The sequence below is a fragment of the Burkholderia sp. AU33423 genome (genome assembly GCF_002223135.1).
Lineage (GTDB): Bacteria > Pseudomonadota > Gammaproteobacteria > Burkholderiales > Burkholderiaceae > Burkholderia > Burkholderia lata_D.
Map to the genome: position 1 here is coordinate 1,813,772 of NZ_NKFH01000007.1, position 18,654 is coordinate 1,832,425.

Annotated in this window: 19 protein-coding genes; 5 read left to right on the forward strand and 14 right to left on the reverse strand. The window is 69.0% G+C overall.

Features of this window, described 5'->3' with window-relative positions:
* Nucleotides 1-21: 21 nt before the first annotated feature.
* From CFB50_RS26760 to CFB50_RS26790, 6 genes are all read right to left on the reverse strand, one after another.
* Complete coding sequence (locus tag CFB50_RS26760; protein WP_089447778.1) at nt 22-1,608, reverse strand: FadD3 family acyl-CoA ligase; 1,587 nt, start codon at nt 1,606-1,608, stop codon at nt 22-24.
* A 39-nt stretch (nt 1,609-1,647) separates the two neighbouring features.
* Nucleotides 1,648-2,703 carry a ferredoxin--NADP reductase gene (locus tag CFB50_RS26765; RefSeq protein ID WP_089447779.1) on the reverse strand — a complete coding sequence of 352 codons (1,056 nt, stop codon included), beginning with the start codon at nt 2,701-2,703 and terminating at the stop codon, nt 1,648-1,650.
* A gap of 15 nt (nt 2,704-2,718) precedes the next feature.
* On the reverse strand, nt 2,719-3,237 hold the full coding sequence (locus CFB50_RS26770; RefSeq protein ID WP_089447780.1) for a flavin reductase family protein: 519 nt from the start codon (nt 3,235-3,237) through the stop codon (nt 2,719-2,721).
* A complete protein-coding gene (locus CFB50_RS26775) occupies nt 3,237-4,994 on the reverse strand; it encodes an FAD-dependent oxidoreductase (RefSeq protein ID WP_089447781.1) in 1,758 nt (585 codons plus the stop codon). The genes CFB50_RS26770 and CFB50_RS26775 overlap by 1 nt, the downstream gene beginning before the upstream one ends.
* Before the next feature lie 10 nt (nt 4,995-5,004).
* Nucleotides 5,005-6,198, reverse strand: a complete 1,194-nt coding sequence (locus CFB50_RS26780) for an acyl-CoA dehydrogenase family protein (protein ID WP_089447782.1) — start codon at nt 6,196-6,198, stop codon at nt 5,005-5,007.
* Nucleotides 6,199-6,361: 163 nt separating this feature from the next.
* Nucleotides 6,362-7,501 (reverse strand): LLM class flavin-dependent oxidoreductase, encoded by a 1,140-nt coding sequence (locus CFB50_RS26790; protein WP_069252948.1) that lies wholly within the window; start codon nt 7,499-7,501, stop codon nt 6,362-6,364.
* Between the two features lie 266 nt (nt 7,502-7,767).
* On the opposite strand from CFB50_RS26790, the gene CFB50_RS26795 reads away from it, so the two are divergent.
* Nucleotides 7,768-8,118, forward strand: coding sequence for a VOC family protein (locus tag CFB50_RS26795; RefSeq protein ID WP_011355015.1), 351 nt, complete (start codon nt 7,768-7,770; stop codon nt 8,116-8,118).
* A 51-nt stretch (nt 8,119-8,169) separates the two neighbouring features.
* Here the strand turns inward: CFB50_RS26795 and CFB50_RS26800 are convergent, their stop codons facing one another.
* Nucleotides 8,170-9,030, reverse strand: a complete 861-nt coding sequence (locus tag CFB50_RS26800) for a LysR family transcriptional regulator (RefSeq protein ID WP_089447783.1) — start codon at nt 9,028-9,030, stop codon at nt 8,170-8,172.
* 160 nt (nt 9,031-9,190) lie between these two features.
* Here CFB50_RS26800 and CFB50_RS26805 point away from each other — a divergent pair, with 160 nt between their 5' ends.
* The gene (locus CFB50_RS26805) at nt 9,191-10,579 is read left to right on the forward strand and encodes a DHA2 family efflux MFS transporter permease subunit (protein WP_089448425.1); all 1,389 of its coding nucleotides are present in this window, start codon (nt 9,191-9,193) and stop codon (nt 10,577-10,579) included.
* A 9-nt stretch (nt 10,580-10,588) separates the two neighbouring features.
* Here CFB50_RS26805 and CFB50_RS26810 read toward each other — a convergent pair whose 3' ends face one another.
* Together CFB50_RS26810 and CFB50_RS26815 are read right to left on the reverse strand one after the other, a co-directional pair.
* Nucleotides 10,589-10,969 (reverse strand): DUF4377 domain-containing protein, encoded by a 381-nt coding sequence (locus CFB50_RS26810; protein ID WP_089447784.1) that lies wholly within the window; start codon nt 10,967-10,969, stop codon nt 10,589-10,591.
* 32 nt (nt 10,970-11,001) lie between these two features.
* Complete coding sequence (locus CFB50_RS26815) at nt 11,002-11,271, reverse strand: hypothetical protein (RefSeq protein ID WP_089447785.1); 270 nt, start codon at nt 11,269-11,271, stop codon at nt 11,002-11,004.
* Nucleotides 11,272-11,354: 83 nt separating this feature from the next.
* Here CFB50_RS26815 and CFB50_RS26820 point away from each other — a divergent pair, with 83 nt between their 5' ends.
* Nucleotides 11,355-12,548 (forward strand): tyrosine-type recombinase/integrase, encoded by a 1,194-nt coding sequence (locus CFB50_RS26820; protein ID WP_089447786.1) that lies wholly within the window; start codon nt 11,355-11,357, stop codon nt 12,546-12,548.
* Nucleotides 12,549-12,595: 47 nt separating this feature from the next.
* Here the strand turns inward: CFB50_RS26820 and CFB50_RS26825 are convergent, their stop codons facing one another.
* The 4 genes from CFB50_RS26825 to CFB50_RS26840 all read right to left on the reverse strand — a co-directional run bounded on the left by CFB50_RS26825 (nt 12,596) and on the right by CFB50_RS26840 (nt 15,998).
* Nucleotides 12,596-12,994 carry a lysozyme inhibitor LprI family protein gene (locus tag CFB50_RS26825; protein ID WP_089447787.1) on the reverse strand — a complete coding sequence of 133 codons (399 nt, stop codon included), beginning with the start codon at nt 12,992-12,994 and terminating at the stop codon, nt 12,596-12,598.
* A 168-nt stretch (nt 12,995-13,162) separates the two neighbouring features.
* Nucleotides 13,163-13,381: a YXWGXW repeat-containing protein gene (locus CFB50_RS26830; protein WP_089448426.1), complete on the reverse strand. Its 219-nt coding sequence runs from the start codon at nt 13,379-13,381 to the stop codon at nt 13,163-13,165.
* A 62-nt stretch (nt 13,382-13,443) separates the two neighbouring features.
* A complete protein-coding gene (locus tag CFB50_RS26835) occupies nt 13,444-14,601 on the reverse strand; it encodes a DUF1501 domain-containing protein (RefSeq protein ID WP_089447788.1) in 1,158 nt (385 codons plus the stop codon).
* A gap of 2 nt (nt 14,602-14,603) precedes the next feature.
* Complete coding sequence (locus tag CFB50_RS26840; protein ID WP_089447789.1) at nt 14,604-15,998, reverse strand: DUF1800 domain-containing protein; 1,395 nt, start codon at nt 15,996-15,998, stop codon at nt 14,604-14,606.
* Between the two features lie 644 nt (nt 15,999-16,642).
* Between CFB50_RS26840 and CFB50_RS26845 the strand changes: the two genes are divergently transcribed.
* Entirely contained in the window at nt 16,643-17,032 is a 390-nt protein-coding gene (locus CFB50_RS26845) for a cupin domain-containing protein (RefSeq protein WP_235986475.1), read from the forward strand.
* Nucleotides 17,033-17,288: 256 nt separating this feature from the next.
* On the opposite strand, the gene CFB50_RS39000 is transcribed toward CFB50_RS26845, so the two are convergent.
* Nucleotides 17,289-17,597, reverse strand: coding sequence for a hypothetical protein (locus tag CFB50_RS39000; RefSeq protein ID WP_144020697.1), 309 nt, complete (start codon nt 17,595-17,597; stop codon nt 17,289-17,291).
* Here CFB50_RS39000 and CFB50_RS26850 point away from each other — a divergent pair.
* A complete protein-coding gene (locus CFB50_RS26850; RefSeq protein ID WP_256979288.1) occupies nt 17,597-18,598 on the forward strand; it encodes an alpha/beta hydrolase in 1,002 nt (333 codons plus the stop codon). The two genes, CFB50_RS39000 and CFB50_RS26850, sit on opposite strands and share 1 nt — an antisense overlap.
* The last annotated feature ends 56 nt before the right edge of the window (nt 18,599-18,654 follow it).

An 18,654-nucleotide genomic window follows, 5' to 3' on the forward strand; every position in this document is an offset into this window, starting at 1 on the left:
GTTCGTGTGTCGCGGCGGCGCTCAGGCCGCCGCCTCGGTTCCCGCCCGCAGGCGGTACTTCAGCACCTTGCCGGCCGCGCTCGTCGGCAGTTGCTCGACGAACGTGAAATACCGCGGCACCTTGTAGTTCGCCATGTTGCGACGCGCCCAGTCGTTCAGTTCATCGGCGTCGGCATGCGCGCCCGGCCGCAGCACGACATACGCATGGCCGACTTCGCCGAGCCGCGTATCGGGCACGCCGACCAGCGCCACCTGGGCGATCGCCGGATGCGCGGCGAGCAGCCGCTCGATCTCGGCCGGATAGCAGTTGAAGCCGCCGACGATGAACATGTCCTTGATGCGATCGGTGATCTTCAGGTTGCCGTCCGCATCGACGCAGCCGAGATCGCCCGTATGCAGCCAGCCGTCCGCATCGACCGTCTCGCGCGTCGCGTCCGGCTGGTTGAAGTAGCCGCGCATCACGTTGTAGCCGCGCACCCAGATTTCGCCGGTCTCGTCCGGCCCGAGCGGCTCACCGCCTTGGCCCGCGATACGCAATTCGACGTCCGGCATCGGGCGCCCCGATGTACAGGCAACGGTTTGCGCATCGTCGCCCTGGCGGCACAGCGTCGCGAAGCCGCACGATTCGGTCAGCCCATAGCCGGTCAGCACCGTCTCGAAGCCGAGCTCCGCGCGCATCCGCTCGATCAGGCTCGGCGCGATCGCCGCCGCGCCCGTCACCGCGATCCGCAGCGACGACAGGTCGCGCGTCGTTCGATCGGGTGCGTCGAGCAGCGCGTAGTACAGCGTCGGCGGGCCGGGCAGCACCGATACGCGGTCGTCGGCGACGCGCCGCAGCACGTCGGCCGGCTGGAACACGAGATGCGGCAGCACGGTCGCGCCGCTCGACAGCGCGGCGAGCCAGCCGGCCTTGTAGCCGAACGTGTGGAAGAACGGATTGACGATCAGGTAGCGGTCGTCGGCGCGTACGCCGGCGATCGCCGCCCACGCCTGCGCGGCGCGCAAGTTCTGGCCGTGCGCGGTCATCACGCCCTTCGGGCGGCCCGTCGTGCCGGACGTGAACATCAGGTCCATCACGGTGTCGGGCGTGACCCGTGCCTCGCGTTCGCGCACCGCGGCCAGCGGCACCTCGGCACCGCGTGCGAGGAACGCGTTCCAGGTCTCGTCGCACGCGCCTGAAGGCGGCTCGCCGTCGAACACGACGACGCGCTCGAGCGTCGCGGGCCGGTGCGGCGCGAGCATCGCCGGATAGGATTCGCCGAGGAAGGTGCCGCAGCAGAACAGCAGCCGCGCGCCGCCGTCGTGCAGGATGCCGCCCACCTCCATCCCCTTCATCCGCGTATTGACCGGCACGAGAATCGCGCCGACGGTGTGGATCGCCAGCGCCGCGACGATCCATTCCGGCAGGTTCGGCGCCCATACCGCGATGCGGTCGCCCGCCGCGATGCCACTCGCGAGCAGCGCGCGGGCCGCGTCGACGCGCGCCGCGTCGAGTTCCGCGTAGGTCAGCCGGCCATGCTCCAACTCGATCGCCGGATGCGCGCCGTAGCGCGCGGCTGCCCGGGCGATCAGCGCGGGCGTGGTCAGGATTTCGTTGTCCATCGTCATAGATCAGGATGGCCGTGCGCGCCGCCGGCGCGCGACGGCTCAGTCGGGAAACACCACGCGCAGCGCGTCGCTCGCGGGCCGTGCGCAACAGGCGAGCGTCCAGCCGGCCGCGATCTCGTCGTCGTCGAGCACGTGGTTGCTGTCGAGCGCGACCTCGCCGCGCTCGATCCGGCACATGCACGCGCCGCATTGCCCCATCCGGCAGGAATTCGGCGCCGGCACGCCCGCGCGCAGCATCGCGTCGAGCAGCGTCTCGCCGGGGGCGCTGTCGAACGCGAACGCGTCGCCGTCGAGCACCGTTTCGATCGCCGCGCCATCGCCGGATGCCGAGGCCGCCGCTGCGACGCTCGACGCCGTCGTATCCGCCGGTGCCGATGCCGGTACATCAGGCAGCGATGCAAAACGCTCGACATGAACCCGCGAACGCGGCAACCCGAGGCCGAGCATCGCGGCCAGCGCGTTCTCCATGAACAGCGCGGGCCCGCAGATGAACGTCTCCTGCTGGCTGAACGGCCGCGCGAGTTCCTCGAGATGGCGCTGCTGCGGGATGCCCTGCACGCTGTCGAGCCAGTGGATCACGCGCACGCGGCCCGGATGGCGCTGCGCAAGCTGCTGCAGCTCGGCGCGGAAAATCACCGCACGTTCGTCGCGGTTCGCGTAGATCAGCGTCAGCATCCCGCGTCCGTGCACGAGCGCCGATTTCAGGATCGACAGCACCGGCGTGATGCCGCTGCCGCCCGCAAACAGCAGCAGGTCGCCGTCGAGCGTGCGCGGCGTGAACACGCCGGCCGGCGGCAGCACGTCGAGCGCATCGCCCACCTTCGCGCGGTCGCACAGCCAGTTCGACGCGCGGCCGTCGCGCACGCGCTTGACGGTGATCTTCGGCGCGGCGTCGATGCCGGGCGCGCTCGACAGCGAATAGCAGCGCGCGACGGTCGCGTCCGCGCACGGCACGTTCAGCGTCAGGAACTGACCGGGCCGGTACGCGAATGCGTCGCGCAACGCGGCCGGCACGTCGAACACGAACGAGCACGCGTCGTCGCTTTCGGCAATCACGTCGGCCACGGTCAGCCGATGGAAGCGCGAATCGCTCATGGCCGGCTCCTCACGTCACGCGGCCGCACGGGCCACCGGCGCGCCGGGCGCCGTGTAGGCGCCGTCGAGATAGACGAGCGGATCGACGTCGCCGCTCATCAGCACCTCGCGGATGCGCCCGATGAACACCGTATGCGTGCCGTACTCGAAGCGGCCGTCCTGCTCGCACACGAGGCTCGCCTGTGCGTCGCGCAGATACGGGACGCCGAGCGCCGACGTGTGCCAGTCGCCGGTCGTGAAGCGCGCCTCGCCCTTCAGGCGGCCGCTGCAGTCGATCGCGATGCCTTCGTGGGCCGCCGACAACACGTTCACGCAGAACCCGGCGCCCGCGTCGAGCGGCGGATACAGCGACGCGCTGCGATTGATGCAGATCAGCAGCGAAGGCGGATCGGTCGACAGCGAATCGACCGCCGTCGCGGACATCGAGTAGCGCCGGCCGTCGTGCGCACTGCTGATGACCGTGACGGAGCGCGCGAGGCGGCGCATCGCGAGCAGCATGTCGGTGCGCAGCGGATGGGGGGTGAGATCGCTCATCATTGGACTCCGTCAAGTTCAGTCGTGGAGGGCCGGGCGGGCCGGCCGCCGGCGTCGGCTGCGCGAGCAGCCAGGTGGTCGGCGGCGAGATACCCGAAGGTCATCGCCGGACCGAGCGTCGAGCCCGCGCCGGGGTAGCTCGCGCCCATCATCGATGCGCTGGTGTTGCCGATCGCGTACAGGCCGTCGATCGGCTCGCCGTCGGCGCGCAGCACGCGGGCGTGCACGTCGGTGACGAGCCCGCCCTTCGTGCCGATGTCGCCCGCGTCGATCCGCACCGCGTAGAACGGCGCCTGGTCGACCGCCCCGAGGCACGGGTTCGGCTTGTTCCGCGGATCGCCGTAGTACGTGTCGAACAGGTTGTCGCCCTTGCCGAACGCCTCGTCGATCCCGGTTGCCGCATAGCGCGCCATGTCGCGCAGCGTGTCGTGCAGGCCGGCCGCGTCGACGCCGATGCGTGCGGCCAGCGCGTCGATCGTGTCGGCCTTCACGATCACGTCGCGGAACGCGGCCGGAATCCGTGAATCGGGCATCATCGACGCCGGCATGATCGGCCCGCACGGATACTTGCGGCGAAACCGCGCGTCGAACACCATCCAGGCCGGCACGCTTGCGCCAGTGCGCGCATGGTCGCGGTACATCGCCGGCACGAATTCGGAATACGGTGCGGCTTCGTTGACGAAGCGCTTGCCGAGGCGGTTCACGATCACGCAGCCCGGCAGGTTGCGTTCGACGAACAGCGCGCGCTGCTTCTCCTCGCCGGCGACAGCGACCGTCGGCGCGCCCCACACGTGCGCCATCAGCGCCAGCGCGCCGCCGAGCCGGTGGCCTTCGGCGATCGCATCACCGGTGTTGGCCGGCGGCGTCGCGCTCCACTGCGCCTGCGTCGGCTGCGGCAGGTAGCGCTCGCGCATCGGCTGGTTACGCTCGAAACCGCCCGCGCCGAGGATCACGCCACGCCGCGCCACAATCGTCACCGGCTGCCCGAAGCGCTGCGCGCGCACGCCCGTCACGCGGCCGTCCACGTCGAGCAGGTCGCGCATCGGCGTGTCGAGCCACACGGGCACGTTGCGGTCGAGCAGCGCACGGCGCAGCCCGCCGATCAGCGCATTGCCGAGCGTCAGGCGCCGGTCGCGCCGCGTGCGGCGGCGCATCCCGATATCGAGCCAGTAGCGGCCGAACTGCGCGATCGCGAGCTTCATGAAGCCGGGCCCGCGCGAGAACAGCGTGTGCGCCTCCTTCGACGTCACCGCCACGCGCCCGCCGATCAGCGTGCCGGGCGACGCCGGTCGCAGCCGGTCGAGTTCGTCGCCGAGCAGCCCGCCGTCGAACGGCATCGGATCGAGCGCGCGGTAGCCCGGCATCGCGCCCGGCACCTTCTGGAAATAGTCCGCGTATTTCGGCAGCGACTGGTAACGCACCGGCGTCTTCGATTCCAGGTAGCGCAGCATCTCCGGCGCGCGGTCGAGATACGTGTCGATCTTCTCCGGCGTCGATTCCCCGGCTACGCACGCTTCGATGTAGCCGCGCGCGGCCTCGCGCGAATCGGTCGCGCCGAGCTCGGCGATATGGTGGTTGCACGGCACCCAGATGCCGCCGCCGGAGACGGCCGACGTGCCGCCGTACAGCGCCGACTTCTCGATCACGACGACGGACAGGCCGCGGTCGGCCGCGCGGCACGCGGCGAGCAGCGCGCCCGCGCCCGAACCGACGACCACCACGTCGAACTCGTATTGCTGTGCTTGCGGGTCGTTCATCGCGGCCTCGTCAGATGAAGAAGTCGGTGTTCTCGCGGCCGAGCATCACGGCGCCGAGGTTCTGGCCGAAGCGGTCCACGTTGTTCGCGTAGTGCGCGCGGGCTGCATGCAGGTCGAGGAAGCGGCGCACCAGCGGATTGCGGTGATAGATGCCGTTGCCGCCCGCGTAGCGCAGCAGCGCGTTCGCGGCCTGCGCGCAGCGCTCGGCGACCTGTGCGGACTGGTAGCGGAAATGCACGCGGCGCTCGATCGACACGGCCGGGCCGCCGGTGACGGACGCCATCAGTTCCGCGAAATTGCGCTTGAGCAGCACCTGCATCTCGTCGATCGCGACGGCTGCGTTCGCACACGCGTTCTGCGCGCCCGGATCGTCGGTCGTCTTCGCACCACTGTTGGCCGACACGCGCGTCGCCGCATACCCGGTGAAATCGTCGAGCGCGCCCTGCAGCGCACCGATGCACGACGTGCACACCGCGCGCACGAAGATCTGCGCGAACGGCAGCTTGAACAGCGGCGCGTCGTTGACGGCCAGGCCGGGGCTCGTGCCCATCATCCCGTCGATCGCCTTGTGCGTGCGGTACGCGGGCACGAACACGTCGACGACGACGATGTCGTGGCTGCCCGTCGCGCGCAGGCCGAGCACGTCCCAGTCCTGCTGGATCCGGTAGTCGGCTTTCGGCAGCAGGAAGGTGCGGTATTCGGGCGGCTGGCCGGCGTCGGCCGGCGGCACCAGCGCGCCGAGGAACACCCATTCGCACAGTTCGCTGCCGCTCGAGAACTTCCAGTGGCCCGACAGGCGGAAGCCGCCGTCGACCTGCGTCACGCGGCCCACCGGCATGTAGGTCGACGCGATCAGCGTCGCCGGGTCGTCGCCCCACACGTCCTGCTGCGCGCGTGCGTCGAACAGCGCCAGCTGCCAGTTGTGCACGCCGACGACGCCGTACACCCACGCGGTCGACATGCAGCCGCGCGCGAGCGCCATCTGGATATCGAAGAACGCCTGCGGATCGAGCTCGTAGCCACCGTAGCGCTTCGGCTGCAGCACCTTGAAGAAGCCGGCGGCCTGCATGTCGGCGATCGTCTCGGCCGGGATGCGGCCCTGCGCGTCCGCCTGCGCGGCGCGGCCGGCCAGTGTCGGCGCCAGTGCCTCGGCCCGGGCGATCAGCGTGGCGGCCAGTGCGTTCGAATCGTTGTCGCGATGCACGAATGTCTCCTGTGAAGCGGGTGATGCGCCGCGGCGCGGGCCCCGCTCTCGTTCAAAGTTGTCCGGCGCGGCGTGGCCGCGGGCGATGCTCGCCACCACCGATGGTCGGCTTCGCGCGACCGCACCGCATCGTCCGACCGGACGACGGGCGCGGCCCGGTGCATCACGCGCAGGCGCGCTCCTTCTCGCGGTTGAAGAACGGGATCACGTGTTCGCCGATGTTGCGGATGGTCTCCATCTGCGCGTCGTGCGGCACGGTGCCCATCTGGCACAGGAACAGCACTTCGTCGACGCCGGCTTCCTGCAGGCGGCCGACATAGCCGATGCAGTCGTCCACCGTGCCGTACGCGTGGTTCGGGTTCATCATCGCGAGCGCCGGATCGGCGAAGTTCACGACGACTTCCTCCGATGCGAAGCGCGAGCGGATCACCATCTCGCCGGTATCGGCCTGCACGAGGTCGTCGCCCCACTTCGCCGGGTCCGGACGCTCGCCGCCCGTGTACCAGTACGCGAGCGATTCCATGAAGTAGCGCTGGCCGCGGATGCCGATCTTGCGGGCGGCCTGGCCGTCGGCCATCACGACCGTCGGGCAGAGCGCCGCGAGGTGCTGGGTCGGGCGGAAGCCGACCTGGTCTTCCGGCTTGCGGTTCGCCCACGCTTCGCGGTACACGGCGTTCTTCTTCGCGACTTCGTCGGGGCCGCCGAAGCCGAGCACCAGCGCGCCCATCCCGCGCTGGCCGGCGCGCAGCAGCGCGTCGGTGTTGGTACACGCGAGGTACATCGGCGGATGCGGATCCTGGAACGGCTTCGGGTGGATCGGACGCTTCGGAATCTTGATGTACTTGCCGTCGTGCTCGATTTCGTCCTGCACGAACATCTTCGGCACGAGGTACATGGATTCGTCGATCATCGGCTGCAGTTCGTTGAGGTCGTAGCCGAACGCGCCGGCTTCCTGCTGGCTGCCGCCCTTGCCGACGCCGAAATGCACGCGGCCGCCGGACAGGATGTCGAGCAGCGCGACGCGCTCCGCGACCTTGATCGGGTGGTTCATCGCCGGCGGCAGGCACACGACGCCGTGGCCCAGGCCGATGCGCGTCGTGCGGCCGGCCAGGTACGCAAGGAAGGTTTCCGGCGCGCTCATGTGCGCATAGTTGGTCAGCGACGTGTGCTCCACGCACCAGATCGTGTCGAAGCCGACCTGCTCGGCGAGCAGCGCCTGTTCGACCGTCTCCTTGAACACCCGGTGGTCGCCCTCGCGCGATGCGTCGGTGGTCTGGGCTTCGTAGATGAGGGAAAACTTCATTGCGTGCGTCTCCATGGTTGTTGGACGAGTCGGAGTCGTACAGCCCGCCCGCACGATACGGACGAAGCGCGACGGTCCACGAATGGGAGTGTCGGCGCGCGGACGGGCGCGGGCATCGTCTGTTCGGAGTACGGGCGCGCCGGCGGGGACAGAGGGGTTTCACCGTCATCCGATCGGACTGCGTGAGCGCGCGACCGGCGCGCTAGCATCGAACGGCGGGCGCGTGGCGCGTGGCGCGCGCCGACCAACAACAAGGGAGAGCGGGAATGAAGGTATCGATGCTGCTGTATCCGGTCGACGACATCGACACGGCGCTGCCGCTGTTCGTCGACGGGCTGGGCCTGAACGTGAAGTTTCGCGACGGCGACCGCTATTGCGCGCTCGACGGCGGCCCGCTGACGATCGCGCTGGTCGCGGGCGACGAGCAGATCGTCGAGCGCGCGGCGCTCACGCTGCGCGTCGACGAGGACGACGACCTGTATGCGGCGATGGCGCGCGTGGTAAAGGCCGGCGCGTCGGTGCGCGTGCCCGTGCAGGCCGGGCCGCACGAATACCGCGCGGTGCTGGAGGACAAGAACGGCGCATTGCTCGTGATTTCGCAGAAACGGGCCGCATGACGGCACGCCGCGCGGGCGCCGGATACGGGCGCCTCGTGCGCGGCGAGCCCGCTAGGCGTCCGCGCCCGGCGTGCTCAGGTCGCTCGCTTCGAGCAATTCGAGCAGCGTGCGCGCCGGCTGGCTGAGCCGCTTCGCGGCCAGCGCGATGAATTCGATGTCGGGCAGCACGGGCAGCGCGTCGCCGTTGACCAGCGGCGCGAGCCCGCGCGTCGACAGATAGTGCGACGTCGCGGTCAGGCCGAGCCCCGCGCGCGCGGCCGCGATGCAGCCCGGCTGGCTGCCGCTCGAACACACGACTTCCCAGCCGATCCCCTTCTCCGCGAGCGCGTTCAGGACGATCGCGCGCGTCACGCTCGGCTCGGCGACCAGCACGAGCGGCAGCGGCCGCTCCGGATCGACGATGGTGCCGGGCCGCGCGACCCATTCGAGCCGCGTGCGCAAGAGCGGCGTGCCGCGCCGCTCGCCGAGCCGCCGCTTGCCGATCATCAGGTCGAGCGCGCCCGCGTCCAGCCCTTCGTAGAGCCGGCTCGTCATCCCGGTGGTGATCTCCAGCGCGACGTCCGGATGCGCGGCGCGAAACCCGGCGAGCACGTCCGGCAACGCGACGAGCGCGAGGTCGTCCGGCGCGCCAAGGCGCACCCGCCCTTTGAGCCTCGGCTTGCGGAATTGCGATTCCGCGCGGTTCAGCGCCTGCAGGATCACGTTCGCATGCACGAGCAGCGCCTCGCCGTCGGCCGTCATCGCGATCGAATGCGTGTCGCGCACGAACAGCCGCCGGCCGACGCTCTCTTCGAGACGACGGATATGTTCGCTGACGCTCGACTGGTTGAGCCCGAGCTGCCGGCCTGCTTCGGTGAAGCTGCGGCAGTTCGTGACGGTCGCGAACGTGTTGAGCCAGACGGGATTGAGCATGGTGCATTGTCATCGGCATTGCCGATGACAGTCAACGTCTTAAGGCGGCTTCCCGATGACCATCGGAATCGGTACCATCGTGCGCTTGGAGACCGGCAGGCGCCGCGCGCAACCGCGTGAAGGCGCCACCCGCGCCGGCCTTTGCGCCACCGATTTCGCCATGTCCCGGGAACCCACACACGCCGCGCTGCTCTGGATCGTCGCCGCTGCATTCTTCATGCAGTCGCTCGACACGACGATCGTCAACACCGCGCTGCCTTCGATCGCACAAAGCCTGCATGCGTCGCCGCTCGCGATGCAACCCGTCGTGGTCGTCTATACGCTGACGATGGCGATGCTCACGCCGGCGTCCGGCTGGCTCGCCGACCGGTTCGGCACGCGCCGCGTGTTCTCGCTCGCGATTCTCGTGTTCGTGCTGGCATCGATCGGCTGCGCGGCGTCGCATACGCTCGGCCAGCTCGTCGCCGCGCGCGCGCTGCAGGGCATCGGCGGCTCGATGCTGCTGCCGATCGGCCGGCTCGCCGTGCTGCGCCGCGTGCCGGGCGAACAGTACGTCGCGGCGATCGCGTTCGTGTCGATCGCCGGCCAGCTGGGGCCGATCGTCGGGCCGACGCTCGGCGGCTGGCTCACGCAGGCGATTTCGTGGCACTGGGTGTTCATCGTCAACGTGCCGGTCGGCGTGGTCGGCTTCGTCGCCGTGCAGCGCTACCTGCCGCACGACCAGGCGCAACAGCCGCCGCCGTTCGACTTCGTCGGCTGTGCGCTGCTGTCGGTCGCGATGATCGCGCTGTCGCTCGCAATCGACCCGCCGATGCCCGCGCATCGCGCCGCGTGGGCGGCCGGGCTCGCCGTGGTCGGGCTGGCGAGCGCGCTTGCGTACCTGCCGCACGCGCGACGGCGTGCGCAGCCGCTGTTCCGGCTCGGGCTGTTCCGCGAGCCGAACTTCGGCTCGGGCCTGCTCGGCAACCTGCTGTGCCGGATCGGCACCAGCTCCGTGCCGTTCATGCTGCCGCTGCTGATGCAGGTGCAGCTCGGCTATACGCCGCTGCAGTCGGGGCTGATGATGCTGCCGGCCGCGATTTCAGGCGTCATCGCGAAACGCTGGATCGCGCCGCTCGTGAAGCGTTTCGGCTACGCGGCGTTCCTGGTCGTGAATACGGGAATCGTCGGGTGCGCGATCGCGGGGTTCGCGCTGGTGTCGGCGCGGCCCGCGCCGCTACTGGAAGGCGCGCTGCTGATCGTGTTCGGCGCGGCGAACTCGATGCAGTTCGCGGCGATGAACGGCGTGACGTTGAAGGGACTGTCGCATGCCGACGCCGGCAGCGGCAACAGCCTGTTCACGATGATGCAGATGCTGGCGATGGGGCTCGGCGTGTCGATCGGCGGCGGCCTCGTCAACCTGTTTGCCGACTATTGGGGCTCGATGGCGCACGGGTTCATGCTGTCGTTCACGTGCATGGGCGTGGTGACACTGCTGTCGTCCATCGTGTTCCGGCGGATCGATACGGCCGCGCCGCCGGCCAGCGCGGCCGCGCGCCCGTCCGCGTGAGCGCGGCCGTCAGTTCACCTGGCGGCGCTCGACGACACGCTTGAGCACCCAGCGGATCGACGAGCCGTCGGCCGGCGGCAGCGCAACGTGGTATTCATCGATTTCGAGTGTGTACAGGTAGCCGGGCTGATACGCGAAGCCTTCGATGCCGGCGTACCACAGGCTCCACGGCTCGTTCGGGCCGTTGCGCACCTGCAGGCACTCCATCGGCGCGACGCCCGTGCAGCGCGCGGATTGCGGCGCGACATACACGGTCTTGGTCACCGGCTTGCTGTCGGCCGGGCGCACCGTGTTCGGCGCCGTGGCGACCGCGTCGGTCTGGCATCCGGCGAGGAGCGTGCTACCGGCAATGACGGCCGCGCCGAGCAGCATTCTGGATGGGCGAATCATCGGGTGTTCCTCTGGAAGCGTTGGAGGGCCGATTAGACGATCGGTGCGACGAGAAAGTTCACAAACAGCTTACAGCCATCGATCTGCCCATCGTTCGCCGGATGTCGCTTGCGAATCATCACGTTACGGTGAGTGGGCTCGCCCGCGTTCATCGCCGCCAGCGGGTCGCCCATGCAGCGGTTCTTTCGCTGATCGGCATCACGCGACAGGCGATGTTCGTCGGGACGTTGCCGAACCGCGTGCCGCCGGCTGAGTGAAGCGATCGTTGCCGGCAGGTTCGTCGTGCGGCGATCGTGTACCATCGGCGCTTCCCGATATGCCTGATCGCGCTGCGTTCGTCCGCCCGGCTCCCTGCGTACGATCCGCGCAGCGCCCCCCGCTCCGCATGACCGCACCCGTTCCGTCCGACACCGCGTTGCGCCCGCTGCCGATCGATGCGCTGACCGTGCCGGCCGCGCTCGACGGACGCACGGGCACCAATCGCTCGAGCAGCACTCATCCGCAGATTGCCGCGACCAACGACCTGGACGCGGTGCGCGCGTGGCTCGCCCGCTTCGTCGATACGCCGACCACGTTCCAGAACTACCGCAAGGAAGCCGAACGCCTGCTGCTGTGGGCCGTGATCGCGTGCGGCAAGCCGCTGTCGTCGCTCACGCACGAAGACCTGGTCGTCTACCGCCAGTTCCTGCTCGCACCTGCGCCCGCCGAGCTGTGGTGCGCGAACGGCGGGCGCAAGCATCCGCGCGACGATCCGCGCTGGCGGCCGTTCTACGGGCCGCTGTCGGCGGCCAGCCAGCGGCAGGCGCTGGTGATCCTGAACGTGATGTTCTCGTGGCTCGTGCAGGCCGGCTACCTGGCCGGCAATCCGCTCGCGTTGTCGCGGCAGCGGCAGCGCCGGCCCGCGCCGCGCGTCACGCGCCATCTCGGGCAGCCGTTGTGGCAGTCGGTCAAGGACGCGATCGCCGCGATGCCGCGCGACGACGCGCGGGCGGGCTTTCATGCGGATCGCGCGCGCTGGCTGTTCACGCTGCTGTATCTCGGCGGGCTGCGCATCACCGAAGCGGCCGATACGACGATGGGCCAGTTCTTCTGCCGTCGCGACGCGGACGGGCGCGACCGCTGGTGGCTCGACGTGACGGGCAAAGGCGGCCGGCAGCGGCTCGTGCCGGCCACCGACGAAATGATGGCCGAGCTGTCGCGCTACCGGCGCGCGCACGGCCTGCCCGCGTTGCCGTCCGACGGCGAGGCCACGCCGCTCGTGCTGCCGGTCGGCCAGGCGCGCAAGCCGCTCACGCGCGCGGCGCTGCACCGGATCGTGAAGCAGGTATTCCGGCACGCGGCCGACCGGCTGCGTGCGAACGGCGAAGCCGGCGAGCAGCAGGCGCGCGTGCTCGAACAGGCGTCCGCGCACTGGCTGCGCCACAGCGCGGGCTCGCACATGGCCGACGGCCGCGTCGACCTGCGGCTCGTGCGCGACAACCTCGGCCACGTGTCGCTCACAACGACGAGCCAGTACCTGCACGCGGACGACGACTGGCGGCATCGCGAGACGGAGGAGAAGCACCGGATCGGGTGGTAGGCGCGCACCGCGCCTGACGGATTCCGGCTCGCGCGACGTGTCCGCGCTCAGTGATCGAGTTCGAGCCCGCCCAGGCCGCCATTGCTGCGGCATTTCGCGCGGTCGCTCTTCTCCGGCACATCGATCTGGCCGCACAGCACATTGATGCGCTTGCGGTAACTGTCGACCAGGCACTGCGTCGTCGTGCAGCGGTTACGCGCCTTCAGCCACGCCCTCTGCGTCGCCATGAACTGCTCGTACTCGGGCGGATCCTCGACCGGATAGTTGCCGAAGTCGTAGAGCATGTGCTGGTAATCCGCGTTGAGCGCATCGTCGAGACGCGACAACGTCGGATTGGCGCAGATTTCGCGCTCCACGAACGTGGATGCTTTCGCGCAGTTGAACGACGCGGCGTGCGCGCCGGTCATGCCGGCCGCGACGGCCAACGCAACGAGCCATGCTTTCATGTGGGTGCCGTAACGAAGAAGACGGCGGCCAGGGATCGGCCAGCCGTGACGGGCGAGCGGGCACGCCCGTCGCCGGAACCCGGCAGATTAGGTCAACGCGCGTCGCATTTCAATACGCTGCTCCGCATCCCGGCGCCCTCGCCACACGCTACGTCACGCCTCGCGTGGTCAGTACACGCCCACCCAATGCCCGGGCACCCACGCCCAGTGATTGCCGGCCCACCGGTAATGCCCTTTCGCCCAGCGATAGCCCGGTGCAGGCATCGGCGTCGGTACCTCCACGACGGGCGCCGGCTGCGGCGGCCGCACGGGTTCGACCACGCACGCGGACATCAGCGCCGCACTGGCCGTCACCAGCATGGCGAGCGAAACGGATCGGATCTTGATCATCCTGGATTCTCCCTTTTGTGTAGTGAATGGATTCATTGCGGAAGCGGCAACGTCGCGCGTCACGCGGTTCCGCGAATCAGCCCGCTCATCGGCCGCGTCGTACCGCTTTCCGCAAACAGCGCGGACGCGGTACGGCGCGGATCGAGCCGCAGGCTGTCGGCGGCGGCGCCCGAGATCAACGCGTCGAGCGACGCGGTCGGTTTCAGGTCGCGCCCTTCGTACAGGTAGCCCGGCCGCAACCCCGGCCAGTCGGCGATCACGCGGCCGCCCGCGACCGCGCCGCCCGCCAGCATCGCGACGGATGCCTGCCCGTGATCGGTGCCGCCCGTGCCGTTCGCGGCCGCCGTGCGACCGAACTCGGTTGCGACCAGCACCGTGGTTTGCTGCCACGCGGGCCCGAGGCCGTCGCGCAACGCGGCGAGCATCGTGTCGAGCGCTTTCAGCTGATTCGCGAGCCGTGCGTTCTGCGCGCTGTGCGTGTCCCAGCCGCCCGTCTCGATCATCGCGATGCGCGGGCCGTCGTCGCGCGCGAGGAACGTCGCGGCGAGCTTGCCGACGCCCGCCGGATCCTGCCGCGCATGCGCATCGCCGGCGAGGCCGCGCGCGTCCATCGCCGACTGCCACAACGGGCCGAGCTGTGCATCGGCCTCGTAGAGCGCCGACACGCGTGCGAGCAGGTCGTCCGGCGCGGCCGGCAAACCGGACGGCGCGTACGACGCAGCCTGCACGGTGCCGCGCAACGCGAGCGGCACGGTCGGCGCGAACGCGATCGCGCTTTCGCGCGTGGCCGGCAGCAGCGCGGCGAGCCGGTTCAGCCACCCGTCCTTCACCTGGTACGGCGCGCGTCCCCCCGTCTCGAGCACGTTCTGGCCGTCGAAATGCGAGCGGTCGCGATACGGCGATGCAATCGCATGAACGAACAGTGCCTGGCCGTCGCGGTACAACTGCGCGGTCTGCACGAGCGACGGATGCAGCGCAAACGTGCCGTCGAGCCGCGTCGCGGCCGACGTGTCGATCGCCAGCGGGCCGCGCAGCGACGCATACGCGGGCTCGGCATACGGAACGACGATGTTCAGGCCGTCGGCCGCGCCGCGCTGGATCACGAACACGAAGCGCCGATCGGTCTCGACGTTCGCGAACACGATCCGTGGCGCGACGAGGATCGCGCCTGCGCCGGCGGCCGCCACGCTCAGGAATTTTCGGCGGGACAGTGCCATGGTCATCTCCGTTGGAAATCGGGTGAGACGAGCAACAGCGCGAGCGACGTGGTCGCGCTTTCGGCGCGCGACAGCGCGGTCGCCGTCGGCGCACTCAACGATCCGGCGAGCAGCGTGTTGCCGAGCGTGCGCGGGTCGAGCCGGTCGCCCGTGCGCGCGGCCAGCCGCTGCGCGAGTTCGACGCGGCGCACGAGCGCGTCGGGCGCGGCCCAGCTCGCGGCAACGTCGTCGTAACCGGCCGGCGAGCCGGGCCGCCACACCGGCTGGCCGAGCTGCGCGAGCAGCGGCGCGGCCTTCAGGTCGCCCGTGTCGTGCCAGCCCAGCCCGCGCAGCGACGACACGGCCCACTCCCACGGCGTCTTGAACTTGCGGTTGACCGGCGACCACGCATCGGGCGCATCGACGAGCGCGCGATAGACGGTCGGCAAATCGCCGCCGCTCGCATCGAACGCACGGGCGAGCCGGTCGGTCAGCGCGGGCGGCGGATTGTCGGCGACGAAATGACGGGCCAGCTGGAACGCGATATGCCGGCCGGTCGCCTCCGAATGCGCGAGGTCGTGCAGGATCGCGCGCGCCTGCGCTTCGCCGGGCTGGTCGTAGCTGCGCCCCATCACGGTCCGCACACCGGGCTCGTGCAGTTTCGGGCGAAACACGAACGCACCGGGCGCCGCATCGCCGGGCTGCGGGCCGCGTCCGCCGGCGATGCTCCAGCCGGTCAGCGCTCGCGCGAATTCCGTCACGTCGGCCTGCGTGTATCCCGTCCGTACGCCGAGCGTGTGCAGTTCCATGATTTCGCGCGCGAGATTCTCGTTGAGCCCGCGCCTGGCCGACGGATTGCGTGCTTCGGCACGCAGCGCGGCCGGGCTGTCGGGGCCGACCGAGCGCGCCTGGTCGAGAAAGAGCTGCATCGCGGGATGCTGTTCGACGGCAACCAGCATGTCCTCGAAACGGCCGAGCACGTGCGGGCGGATCGCGTCGCGTTCGAACGCGCCCGCATAGGCCGCCACCGGCCCCTTGTCGACCGATACCGCGAAATGGTTCGCCCAGAAATGCACGAGACGCTCGACGAACGGCGCAGGCGTGATCAGCGCGCTGTTCAGCCGCGCGACGACGGCGCTGCGATACGTGTCGTTGCCGTCACGCCGGATCGACTGCTCGGTCGCGCGCTTAGTCGCGGAATCGTTGGCCGTCATCGCATTGCGTGCGTTCGCGAAGCGTGTCGCGAGCGCGACCGCGTCGGGCTCGCCGGCCCACGCGGCCGGCCGCGCGTCGTAGCGGTCGAATTGCGCGACGAGCGCTGCCTTCGGGTCCGCCGGCGGCGCTTCGTCGGCCCGCGCGCCGAGACCGAAACGGTTCAGCGCGATGGCGGCCGGTGTGATGTCGTTCGGGTGGTCCATGACGGGGTTCTCGCGATGCGTACCCGTGTTTAACGTCGGTCGGCGGAAAATCCGTCGGCGGAAACATGAATATTTCTCCGTGATGGTCCCGGAACGTGCGGCTTGCTACTGGCTTTCAGAAGACAGCCATTCACTGGCGATGCGTCGAACTGTTGACTGCGGAGAAGGACACGTTCGACCGTCGGGCCCTATCAACGCTCAGCAACCCGGTTTTCATGAGGTGCTTAACGCCCGAAGGAGAACCGGATGCTTGCGTTGTTCCGGCAGTCGATCGTCCGGAAACACGGCCGGTAGGCAAATGGAGCATTGATATGGCCATTCGGCGTTGCCACAATTCCGAGAGCACCCGGGCGCGGGTTGCGTGCGCCATGCAATGACGCGTGAGGGCTATGCCGCTGATCCACGATTGCGCTCTGCGGCGTCATCGCGGCAGCCAGCCGTTGCTCGTCGACGAACGTGACCCGGCTTCTGCGGCACGCGCCACACCCGTGCCTGCGTTTGTCATGGGCGAGATAGAGCATGATCCGGTGCACACCGCATCCCGGTGCCGATACAGCAGGCCCGAATGACGATTTGCCCTGACCCGACGGAGTTTCGCGATGAATTTGACACGTCACGAACTGATCACCATTGGCTCGCTGTCGATGCAGTTCCTGGTCGATGGCACGGACACCGCCGGCCATATGGCAATGGCGGAAATGATCGTCCAGCCGTTCTCGAAAGTCCCGCCGCCGCATCGCCATGTCGACGTCGACGAAACGATCCGCATCGTGGAGGGTTCGCTGACCTACCGGGTCGACGACAGCGTACGCGTGCTGAACGCGGGCGATCATTGCTTCTCGCCCCGCGGCAGCGTTCATCACTTCTCCAATCCGGGCAATGTCCCCGTTCGTGCGCTCGTGGTGTTTACGCCCGCCAACATCGGGCCCGACTATTTCCGCGAGATGGCCGGGGTGTTGGTCGCGGACGGCCCACCGGATCCGGAGAAGGTGAAGTCCGTGATGAAACGCCACGGGATCGAACCGGCATCCTGAACGGATGAGCGTGGCCGGCCCGTATCACACCCGGGCAATCGTCACAGGAATCCCGGGAACTGCACCATGCCTCCGCATTGGGCCGGCTGGGCATTTGCGCTTCCCTGAACCAACGCCAGACTCGAGAAAGCGTATCGCCCCCGCGTCACGGCAGTCTCGTCGTCTCGCCCGCGAGTAAAAATCGGTACAACCGGAGACCCATCATGACCAAGGTGCTCGCCATCCCGCTGCCGGCTCCCGCTATCGCTTTCGCCGATCAATCGGCCTTTCCCGACGGTTCCACCACGCCTGCTGCATCGGATATCCAGCAACGTCCGCGGGCAAGGCATGCGACATCGAACTGGCGGACGGTACCCAGTGGCATGTCCAGTACGGCAATGGCAGCGACTACGATTTCACGTCGAGCCGGAGGTTCGCCGATCACGGCGACTGGAACGCCGAGGTTGGCAAGGTCTGCAGCAAGGGCCGCAAGATCCCGTACTCGCGCAACGACGTTCGCGTGAAGGGCGACGACCGCTATCTCAAGCGCGACAACGGAGAAATCATTCAGTTCGTCGAATCGCATTGAACGCCGCGCGTCGGAACGAAGACGAGCGCTCGGGCAACCACGGCTCGGCACACCTCGCGTCGACGTGGCGCCACTTCATTGACCAGGAGAAGCTGCCGCATTCCGGCCTGCCGCTGCGGAATGCACCGGCCACCACTATGATGCCCCCTCTTCCCTTCAGCTTGCGTGCGCGGTTTCCTTGCTTCGGTTCGATGCGTCCGCCCCCGCGCTCGACCCGTGCGTGGCTGCTTGCCATCGCGCTGACACTGCACGGCTATGCGGCCCATGCGCAGAACCCGCCCAAGGTCGTCGATATTCCGACGCGCCCCGGCGTGACTCAGCGGTTTCTCTTCATCGCGCCGGACGCGCCGAAGGCCGCGGCCATTCTCTATGCCGGCGGACATGGCGGGCTGCAACTGGAATCGTCCGGCCGGTTCGGATGGGGCGCAGGCAATTTTCTCGTCCGCAGCCGGCAGATATTCGTGAATGACGGCATCGCGGTCGCGGTCATCGATGCGCCGAGCGACCGGCAATCCGCGCCCTACCTCGACGGCTTTCGACTCTCGAAGGAACACGCCGACGACGCACGCGCCGTGATTGCGTGGTTGAAGGAGCAACTCCATGTACCTGTCTGGCTGGTCGGGACGAGCCGCGGCACCCAGTCCGCCGCCGCCATTGCGATTGCGCTGGCCGGCGGCGGCGGGCCCGACGGTCTCGTGCTGACGTCCACCATCCTCCGCGAAGAGCAAGGCGGTACCGCGGTGACGGACATGAACCTGGCCAGCCTCACGATTCCGGTGCTCGTCGTTCACCACCAGAATGACGGCTGCAAACATTGTCCGGTATCCGAAACGGATACGCTGCTGAAGAAGCTGGAGCAGTCTCCGAAGGCCGAACTGATGATCGTGTCGGGCGGCAGGTCCCAGGGCGGTCCGTGCGAGGCGTCTGCCTATCACGGCTTCAATGGTCTGGAGAGCGGCGTGGTCGACGCGATCTCCGCGTGGATGCTTGCACGCTGAACGTGCGCGCCGCGCAGCGAAGTCGCGGTTGCCCCTTGCGATCCGTTGCCGAAGTT

Bases quoted from the DNA above. Each gene is read 5' to 3' on its own strand.
- CFB50_RS26840 (WP_089447789.1), bottom strand. From the start codon at position 15,998: ATGGACCACCCGAACGACATCACACCGGCCGCCATCGCGCTGAACCGT.
- CFB50_RS26790 (WP_069252948.1), bottom strand. From the start codon at position 7,501: ATGAAGTTTTCCCTCATCTACGAAGCCCAGACCACCGACGCATCGCGC.
- CFB50_RS26810 (WP_089447784.1), bottom strand. From the start codon at position 10,969: ATGATTCGCCCATCCAGAATGCTGCTCGGCGCGGCCGTCATTGCCGGT.
- CFB50_RS26760 (WP_089447778.1), bottom strand. From the start codon at position 1,608: ATGACGATGGACAACGAAATCCTGACCACGCCCGCGCTGATCGCCCGG.
- CFB50_RS26775 (WP_089447781.1), bottom strand. From the start codon at position 4,994: ATGAACGACCCGCAAGCACAGCAATACGAGTTCGACGTGGTGGTCGTC.
- CFB50_RS26805 (WP_089448425.1), top strand. From the start codon at position 9,191: ATGTCCCGGGAACCCACACACGCCGCGCTGCTCTGGATCGTCGCCGCT.
- CFB50_RS26770 (WP_089447780.1), bottom strand. From the start codon at position 3,237: ATGAGCGATCTCACCCCCCATCCGCTGCGCACCGACATGCTGCTCGCG.
- CFB50_RS26845 (WP_235986475.1), top strand. From the start codon at position 16,643: ATGCAGTTCCTGGTCGATGGCACGGACACCGCCGGCCATATGGCAATG.
- CFB50_RS26825 (WP_089447787.1), bottom strand. From the start codon at position 12,994: ATGAAAGCATGGCTCGTTGCGTTGGCCGTCGCGGCCGGCATGACCGGC.
- CFB50_RS26820 (WP_089447786.1), top strand. From the start codon at position 11,355: ATGACCGCACCCGTTCCGTCCGACACCGCGTTGCGCCCGCTGCCGATC.
- CFB50_RS26815 (WP_089447785.1), bottom strand. From the start codon at position 11,271: ATGGTACACGATCGCCGCACGACGAACCTGCCGGCAACGATCGCTTCA.
- CFB50_RS26835 (WP_089447788.1), bottom strand. From the start codon at position 14,601: ATGGCACTGTCCCGCCGAAAATTCCTGAGCGTGGCGGCCGCCGGCGCA.
- CFB50_RS39000 (WP_144020697.1), bottom strand. From the start codon at position 17,597: ATGCGATTCGACGAACTGAATGATTTCTCCGTTGTCGCGCTTGAGATA.
- CFB50_RS26765 (WP_089447779.1), bottom strand. From the start codon at position 2,703: ATGAGCGATTCGCGCTTCCATCGGCTGACCGTGGCCGACGTGATTGCC.
- CFB50_RS26795 (WP_011355015.1), top strand. From the start codon at position 7,768: ATGAAGGTATCGATGCTGCTGTATCCGGTCGACGACATCGACACGGCG.
- CFB50_RS26800 (WP_089447783.1), bottom strand. From the start codon at position 9,030: ATGCTCAATCCCGTCTGGCTCAACACGTTCGCGACCGTCACGAACTGC.